At 35.5% G+C, this 1,264-nt stretch carries 1 protein-coding gene; it reads left to right on the forward strand.

Annotated elements, in window-relative coordinates:
• Positions 1-70 precede the first annotated feature (70 nt).
• A complete protein-coding gene (locus GQR38_RS20675) occupies positions 71-1,207 on the forward strand; it encodes an SIR2 family protein (RefSeq protein WP_165723105.1) in 1,137 nt (378 codons plus the stop codon).
• Positions 1,208-1,264: the final 57 nt, after the last annotated feature.

Raw genomic sequence — 1,264 nt, forward strand, 5'->3', positions numbered from 1 at the left:
CAAGCGATTATGCAACACAAACTGCGTGTCGCATAAATACTAAAGTGTTATAAAGCACAAGGAGAGTTCAGTGATCGAATCAGTCGCAGTTTCTTTAACAAGTGACATTGTTAAAAAGTTCCTCAAAGGACAACTTTCTAGCAAATTTGAAGAGTCATTGTTTTTATCTCATGGTAAAAAACAGACTCATCAACAAAAGTTAGAGACAGTAACCGATTGGTACCGGTCACAAAGGTTAGTCATGGTCTTAGGTGCTGGCTCTTCTATGTCCTATGGCTTACCTGATTGGAATACACTTCTTCAAAAACTACTATTGATCACTATCAAATCAGACGATGATGAAAACGGTAGCAGTATCGAAAAAGCGGGGGTTTTAGCGCGAACGTTCACTAATATTTTTGAGCCAAACTCACTAATATCTGCAAGGTATCTTCATAATTACTTTAAAAAGAAGAACCCTAAGTCTAATTTAGCTTTTGAAAATGCAATACGTGATGCTTTATATGTTGGTGTTCAAAACAATGAGGATTCAGATTTACTAAAAGAAATACGCCAATTTTGTATCGCAGCAGGAAAAAGTCCTAATTTAGATTCTATCATTACATATAATTATGATGATTTGATGGAACAATGCCTTAAAAATATAGATGTTGATATACCATTTTCTCCAGTACATGCCCGAGGCATGAAACATCAACAACACGAACTCCCTATCTATCATGTACATGGTTATTTGCCACAAAAAGGCCAACTTACAACAAAAAACAAAGTTGTACTAAGCGAAGATGGTTATCACGAACAATATAATGATGTTTATGGCTGGAGCAATTTAATACAAATAAATAAATTTAAAGACCACAACTGTTTATTTGTTGGTATATCATTTTCAGATCCAAATTTAAGGCGGTTACTTGATATTGCTAAAAATGAACGTGGAGATGAAGGTGTCCATCACTATTGTTTTAAGAAAAAGCACGATAAGACAAAAGTTAAAGCTCAATTAGAAAAGCTACTGTCGGAAAATGAAGATATTTTGGATGAGAAGTCTCGTGCTCAACTTGGTTTGGATGATGTTGTTGATGAGCTCGTAAGTCTTATGGAAAAATTTGAAGAGAATGATGCATTATCTTTTGGTGTGGGTATTTTATGGGTTAATGATTATGACGAGATTCCCATGAATCTGAATACAATTAGAACTGGCATATAGTGCTTTATAATCGGGTAGCCGGAGGTCTCTAACCTCCAGCCCCCACACCACCCATCA

Source organism: Pseudoalteromonas sp. c7(2019), assembly GCF_011378625.1.
Classification (GTDB): Bacteria; Pseudomonadota; Gammaproteobacteria; order Enterobacterales; family Alteromonadaceae; genus Pseudoalteromonas; species Pseudoalteromonas arctica.